The organism is Kaarinaea lacus (assembly GCF_975902315.1).
Genome location: NZ_CDLKIE010000101.1, coordinates 1 through 5,669, shown reverse-complemented (window position 1 = coordinate 5,669; position 5,669 = coordinate 1). Strand labels below are relative to the sequence as shown.

Sequence of the window (5,669 nt, the reverse complement as noted above, 5' to 3'; positions counted from 1 at the left end):
TGTGGATTACTGCCATCATGACAGACATTACAACGTTGTTGGATAATACCTTCTATCGTACTAAAATCTTCAGCCATAGCACCACGGCGTACCCAGGCAATGATTTCATCTTTCTCATTCGCGGGTACGCCGTGGTGCTATGGCTGAAGATTTTAGTACGATAGAAGGTATTATCCAACAACGTTGTAATGTCTGTCATGATGGCAGTAATCCACATATTCCGAATTTGTCCGATCACTCCAATGTAGCGAAGACTGCCGAGCTGGATACAGGTATGGATATCTTCACGTTGATTCGTGTTTCTCATATCCATTTGTTTGGTCTTACCTTTATATTTTTCATAATGGGCACGATTTTCTGTCATGCTTATATGAAAGTGAAGGTTCTAAAGTGTCTGATTATCGCATTGCCGTTTTTATCAATTTTGCTGGATATTGCGTCCTGGTATCTCACCAAACTGTTTCCTCCGTTTGCTTACGTTGTGCTGGGTAGTGGTGCGGTAATGGGTACCTGCTTTGGTGCACAGGCGCTAATCTCTCTTTATCAGATGTGGCTCTACAAGCCTGACGAAAACATTGTTATTGATGTTTGATAGCGCAATAAGCGGTAAAATAATCTGGCTAGCTTAGATCCGAAACTCGAATTTTTAACTATGCCGTTTGTGGAATTCCACAGCGGCGTTTCTATTTGTAAATGTTGGGTGAAATACAGCCATAATGAACATCCAGTTGCTGACGTATGACTTCTGTCACCAGCCGTGCTAGTATCAGCGCGGTTCAATTGTTAATCAATCTTGTATAACTCAATTCAACATAAGAAAACGAGCGATATTGACCTGAATGTTTAGACCCCTGGAGCTGTTTGTCGGTTTGCGCTATATCCGCGCCAAACGTCGCAACCAGTTTATTTCCTTCATTTCTTTTTCATCCATGTTAGGCATAGCGTTGGGCGTTACTGCCTTGATTACTGTGCTATCTGTCATGAATGGATTTATTACTGAATTGCGCGAACGCATATTAGGTATGGCCTCTCATGTCACGATTAGTGGTTACGAAGGAGAGTTAAAAGACTGGCGTAATGTTGCAGACCAGGTATTGTCGTCTCAACCGCGGGTAATAGGGCTGGCACCTTATATCCGTTCTGAAGGTATGTTGACCTTTGGTCAGGAAGTCAGTGGTACGATTATCCGTGGCGTACTGCCCGCGGAGGAACCGCGGGTTTCCAATGTCTGGGAAAAAATGCTACAGGGGCAGTTGTCTGACCTGAAGGAAGGTGAATACAACATTATCCTTGGTAAAGGACTGGCGAGGTCACTGGGTGTGCTAGTGGGAGAAAAGGTTACCCTGGTAACGCCTCAGGCGATGACGACGCCCGCAGGCATATTGCCTCGACTGAAGCGGTTCACTGTAGTCGGTGTATTTGAAGTTGGACATAATGACTATGACACCGCTATGGCATTCATGCACATTAAGGATGCCGCTAAATTGTTTCGTATGGGTGACAACGTCACTGGCATACGTTTGAAACTGGATGATTTGTTTCAGGCTCCATGGGTCAGGCAGGATCTCTCGAGATCTTTGCCAGGCCTGTACTGGTTGAGCGACTGGACATTGCAACATGCAAATTTTTTCCGCGCGGTGAATATTGAAAAACGCATGATGTTTTTTATATTGATGCTGATTGTTGCCGTGGCTGCATTCAACATAATGGCGTCATTGGTAATGGTAGTAACCGATAAACAGGCCGATATTGCGATTTTAAGAACCCTGGGTGCAAAACCTCGAAGTATCATGTTTATCTTTTTGATTCAGGGTGCAGTTATAGGCGTCATAGGTAACTTATTGGGAGCCATAGGAGGCGTGTCACTGGCGCTCAACGTGGAAACTGTGGTGCCGTTTATTGAAGGATTGTTTGGTGTTGACTTCATGCCAGCCGATGTTTACTACATCAGTGATTTTCCATCAGAACTGCATTGGGATGATGTTAGCCAAATTACTGTGGTTGCATTTTTATTGAGTGTGGCATTTACCATTTATCCAGCCTGGCGTGCCGCGCGCACTCAACCAGCAGAGGCGTTGCGTTATGAATAGTACCGCCGATACTGTCATTGAGTGCAAGGATGTGCGAAAAACGTTTGCCGAAGGTAGCCTCTCAGTTGATGTTTTGAAGGGTGCCAGCATTTCGGTGCGTCCCGGCGAGCAAGTTGCCATAATGGGAAGTTCCGGTTCAGGTAAAAGTACATTATTACACTTACTTGGTGGGTTAGATAGTTGTACCAGCGGTACAGTGAGCATTGCCGGACAAGAGATATCAAAACTTGATGAAAGTGCCCGCGGCCAATTACGTAATCGATATTTGGGATTCGTGTATCAGTTTCATCATTTATTGCCCGAGTTTACTGCCCTGGAAAATGTCGGTATGCCATTACTGATTCGTGGTGAGTCGACCAGCGTGGTAAAAGAAAAAGCCGCAGATATATTGGAGAAGGTGGGTTTGGCAGAGCGCTTACGGCACAAGCCCGGTGAACTGTCCGGGGGTGAACGACAAAGAACGGCGATAGCTCGAGCGCTTGTAACCGACCCGGTTTGTGTATTGGCGGATGAACCAACAGGAAACCTTGATAATAAGACGGCTCACACTATTTATGAACTTATGTTATCCCTGAATAACGCGTTGGGAACCAGTATCGTTATGGTTACACATGATGGAGATCTGGCAAAACATATGCAGCGTATTCTAGTGTTGGAAGATGGCGTCTTGCATTCGGCATGATGCAGAACTAATTAGCGGAACTGCCAATGGATTTAAGATTCAGTATGAGGCTGTTTTGATTTAGCGGCCAGTTTTCTTGCGTGTCGTTTTGCTTTTCGTTCCTTCCAGTTTTGAACCACTTTCAATCGCCATAACGAGCGAATAATAACAAAACCCAGAACAGAACTAACCACGCCAACAATCAGGCTACCCAGTAGCAGGGGTTGCCAAATGTCATCTATGCTCTTAGTTAGCCATTCCATGGTCATTTCAAAGTTGGAATCTTCCGCGGGGTGTCCCAGAATCCAGGTACCCACTTTATAAGCAAAGTAAAACATGGGGGGCATGGTGACAGGGTTAGTAATCCAGACCAGTACCACGGAAATTGGTAAATTCACCCGGACGAGAATGGCAACAATAGCACTCAGCAGCATTTGAAATGGAACCGGGATCCAGGCCATAAATAATCCCACTGCGAATGCGCCAGAGACGGATCGTCTGTTAAGATGGAGCAGATTCGGATCATGTAATAACGGGCCTAGCAGTTGCAAATGCTTATGCTCGCGAATTTTGTCGTGATCCGGTAAAAAGCGTTTTATAATTCGCTTTGGCATGTGATATTAGTTTTTAGAATAATTATAAAAAAAATCTGATTTGGTCTTTACACTACGTTTTCTACGATGATTCAGCTGGCAAGTATTGGATTTCTTGCAGGGGTTTTAATTTGCCAATCACTTGCAGATTTACCCTCAATTGAATGGTCTCTGTTTCTGATACCAATCATTCCACTGGCAATATGTTTCCCAAAGTATCGCCCTGTGTTCTTTGTTTGTATTGGCTTTTTATACTCTGTTTTGATTGCCCATGACAAGATCGCGGGGCAAATTTCCCCGACTTTAGAGGGTAAAGACCTGCTGGTGAATGGCATCGTTTCTTCGCTACCCAATAAAAACTCTGATCGTACGCGCTTCCAACTGGACGTGATGGATTTAAGCGAATTACAGGAAAAAGTAACACAAAAGACAGGTTCAACATCGATCACCGGACAAGTCCCGCGACGGATTCAAATAAGTTGGTATAAAACGGCGCCCCAGATTTCGGTGGGACAACATTGGCAACTGGTGGTTCGGTTAAAGCGTCCGCATGGTTTTAGTAATCCGGGCGGATTTGACTATGAAGCCTGGCTGTATCAGCACGATATTCATGCGACAGGCTATGTTCGTGACCTTTCCAAAACGCGCGATTTGAATCGACTCATTGGGGTTGATGACAGCTGGAACTCCAAAGTGCACCAATTGCGTGAGTATTTAAGTCGTACGATTGCAATGCGACTTCCGGAAAATACGGCGGCTGGTTTTATTTCTGCGCTGGTAGTCGGTGACCGGCAAGCTATCGTTCATGAACAGTGGCGCGTGTTAACCGGCACGGGTACCAGTCATTTAATGGCTATTTCGGGCCTGCATATTGGCCTGGTCGCGGGCCTGGCATTTTTTCTGTTCTCGCAGCTGTGGCGGCGTGTTCCTAAACTCTCACTCTATATCGCAACGCCCAGAGCGGCCGCCTTGTGTGCCATGATGGCCGCGCTAGTCTATGCTGCATTAGCGGGATTCACATTGCCCACACAACGGGCGCTGATTATGGTTGCGGTCGCAATGATGGCGATATGGTCCCAGCGCTCGCTCATCCCAAGCCAGATATTAGCCATCGCTTTAGTGGCAGTGTTGCTCTACGATCCTAGCGCGGTCATCAGTGGAAGTTTCTGGTTATCCTTCGGTGCAGTTGCGACCATTTTTTACACAATGGTAGGCAGGTTAAATACCTCAAGCTGGTGGTGGAAGTGGGGGCGCGTGCAGTGGATGATCGCAGTCGGTTTGGCGCCCATACTGCTGTTCTGGTTTCAGCAGGTACCCCTGGTTTCACCGGTTGCTAATCTGGTGGCTGTGCCCCTGGTCAGTTTTATTACCGTGCCCCTAAGTCTGTTAAGTGGATTATTGATCCTGCTATGGGGTGATTTGGCCTACTGGACCTTGTGGCTCGCGGCGCTTAGCCTGGATGCGCTTTGGCCTTTACTTAATAGTTTAAGCCGCCTTGATCAGTTATTATGGATCACGCCTAAACCACCCTCGTGGACTTTACTGCCGGCCTTGATTGGCCTTGTCTGGATTCTTGCACCGCGAGGGGTACCGTCACGATGGCTCGGGATTTTCTGGTTATTACCCCTGGTGTTTTTCCCAAAGCAGCCATTAGATCAAGGCATGGCACGGTTAACCTTGTTAGATGTTGGGCATGGTTTGGCGGTAGTGATCCAGACCTCGCACCACGTGTTACTGTACGATACGGGTCCACGCTATAGCGATCAGTTTGATGCAGGCAGTGCTGTTGTGGTGCCCTATTTGCGAAGCCAGGGCATAGCCAGTATCGATCGACTGATTTTAAGCCACGATGATATGGATCATACCGGGGGATATGCCTCGGTAATGCAGCACATTAACGTTATCAATGTGATGCAGTCGGTAAATATACCCTTACAGAATCCCGATGTTGAATTTTGTACAGCCGGTAAACAGTGGCGCTGGGATGGGGTGGAATTTTCGGTGCTGCACCCAGGTCAGGGTTTTCAGGATGAGCGGGACAATAATATGTCCTGTGTTGTACAAATTACAACCCGAAACGCTAAATTGTTACTCACTGGCGATATTGAACGTCAAGTTGAGGCACAATTAGTTAAATATTTTGCCCGTAATGACGACAATCTCAGAGCGGATGTACTGGTTGTACCGCACCATGGAAGCCGTAGCTCCTCAAGTGAACAGTTTGTGCATGCTGTCACACCAAAATTGGCGCTAATTTCGGTAGGCTACAGGAACCGATATGGCCTGCCCAAAGAGGAAGTTCTGGAGCAATATCGCGGAATCGAC

The 5,669-nt window shown here is 46.6% G+C and carries 5 protein-coding genes; 4 read left to right on the top strand and 1 reads right to left on the bottom strand.

Going from position 1 to position 5,669, the window contains the following annotated elements:
- Window positions 1-139: 139 nt before the first annotated feature.
- The 3 genes from ACWVCM_RS02480 (at window position 140) to lolD (ending at window position 2,772) form a co-directional block, all read left to right on the top strand.
- On the top strand, window positions 140-592 hold the full coding sequence (locus tag ACWVCM_RS02480) for a hypothetical protein (protein WP_455200122.1): 453 nt from the start codon (window positions 140-142) through the stop codon (window positions 590-592).
- A 247-nt stretch (window positions 593-839) separates the two neighbouring features.
- Window positions 840-2,090, top strand: coding sequence for a lipoprotein-releasing ABC transporter permease subunit (locus ACWVCM_RS02475; RefSeq protein ID WP_455200121.1), 1,251 nt, complete (start codon window positions 840-842; stop codon window positions 2,088-2,090).
- Window positions 2,083-2,772, top strand: coding sequence for a lipoprotein-releasing ABC transporter ATP-binding protein LolD (gene lolD / locus ACWVCM_RS02470; protein WP_455200120.1), 690 nt, complete (start codon window positions 2,083-2,085; stop codon window positions 2,770-2,772). The genes ACWVCM_RS02475 and lolD overlap by 8 nt, the downstream gene beginning before the upstream one ends.
- Before the next feature lie 32 nt (window positions 2,773-2,804).
- Here the strand turns inward: lolD and ACWVCM_RS02465 are convergent, their stop codons facing one another.
- A complete protein-coding gene (locus ACWVCM_RS02465) occupies window positions 2,805-3,365 on the bottom strand; it encodes a DUF2062 domain-containing protein (RefSeq protein WP_455200119.1) in 561 nt (186 codons plus the stop codon).
- A 66-nt stretch (window positions 3,366-3,431) separates the two neighbouring features.
- Between ACWVCM_RS02465 and ACWVCM_RS02460 the strand changes: the two genes are divergently transcribed.
- Window positions 3,432-5,669 (top strand): DNA internalization-related competence protein ComEC/Rec2 (locus ACWVCM_RS02460; protein ID WP_455200118.1); only part of this gene is annotated, 2,238 nt, incomplete at its 3' end.

Bases quoted from the DNA above. Each gene is read 5' to 3' on its own strand.
- ACWVCM_RS02480 (WP_455200122.1), top strand. From the start codon at position 140: ATGGCTGAAGATTTTAGTACGATAGAAGGTATTATCCAACAACGTTGT.
- ACWVCM_RS02475 (WP_455200121.1), top strand. From the start codon at position 840: ATGTTTAGACCCCTGGAGCTGTTTGTCGGTTTGCGCTATATCCGCGCC.
- lolD (WP_455200120.1), top strand. From the start codon at position 2,083: ATGAATAGTACCGCCGATACTGTCATTGAGTGCAAGGATGTGCGAAAA.
- ACWVCM_RS02465 (WP_455200119.1), bottom strand. From the start codon at position 3,365: ATGCCAAAGCGAATTATAAAACGCTTTTTACCGGATCACGACAAAATT.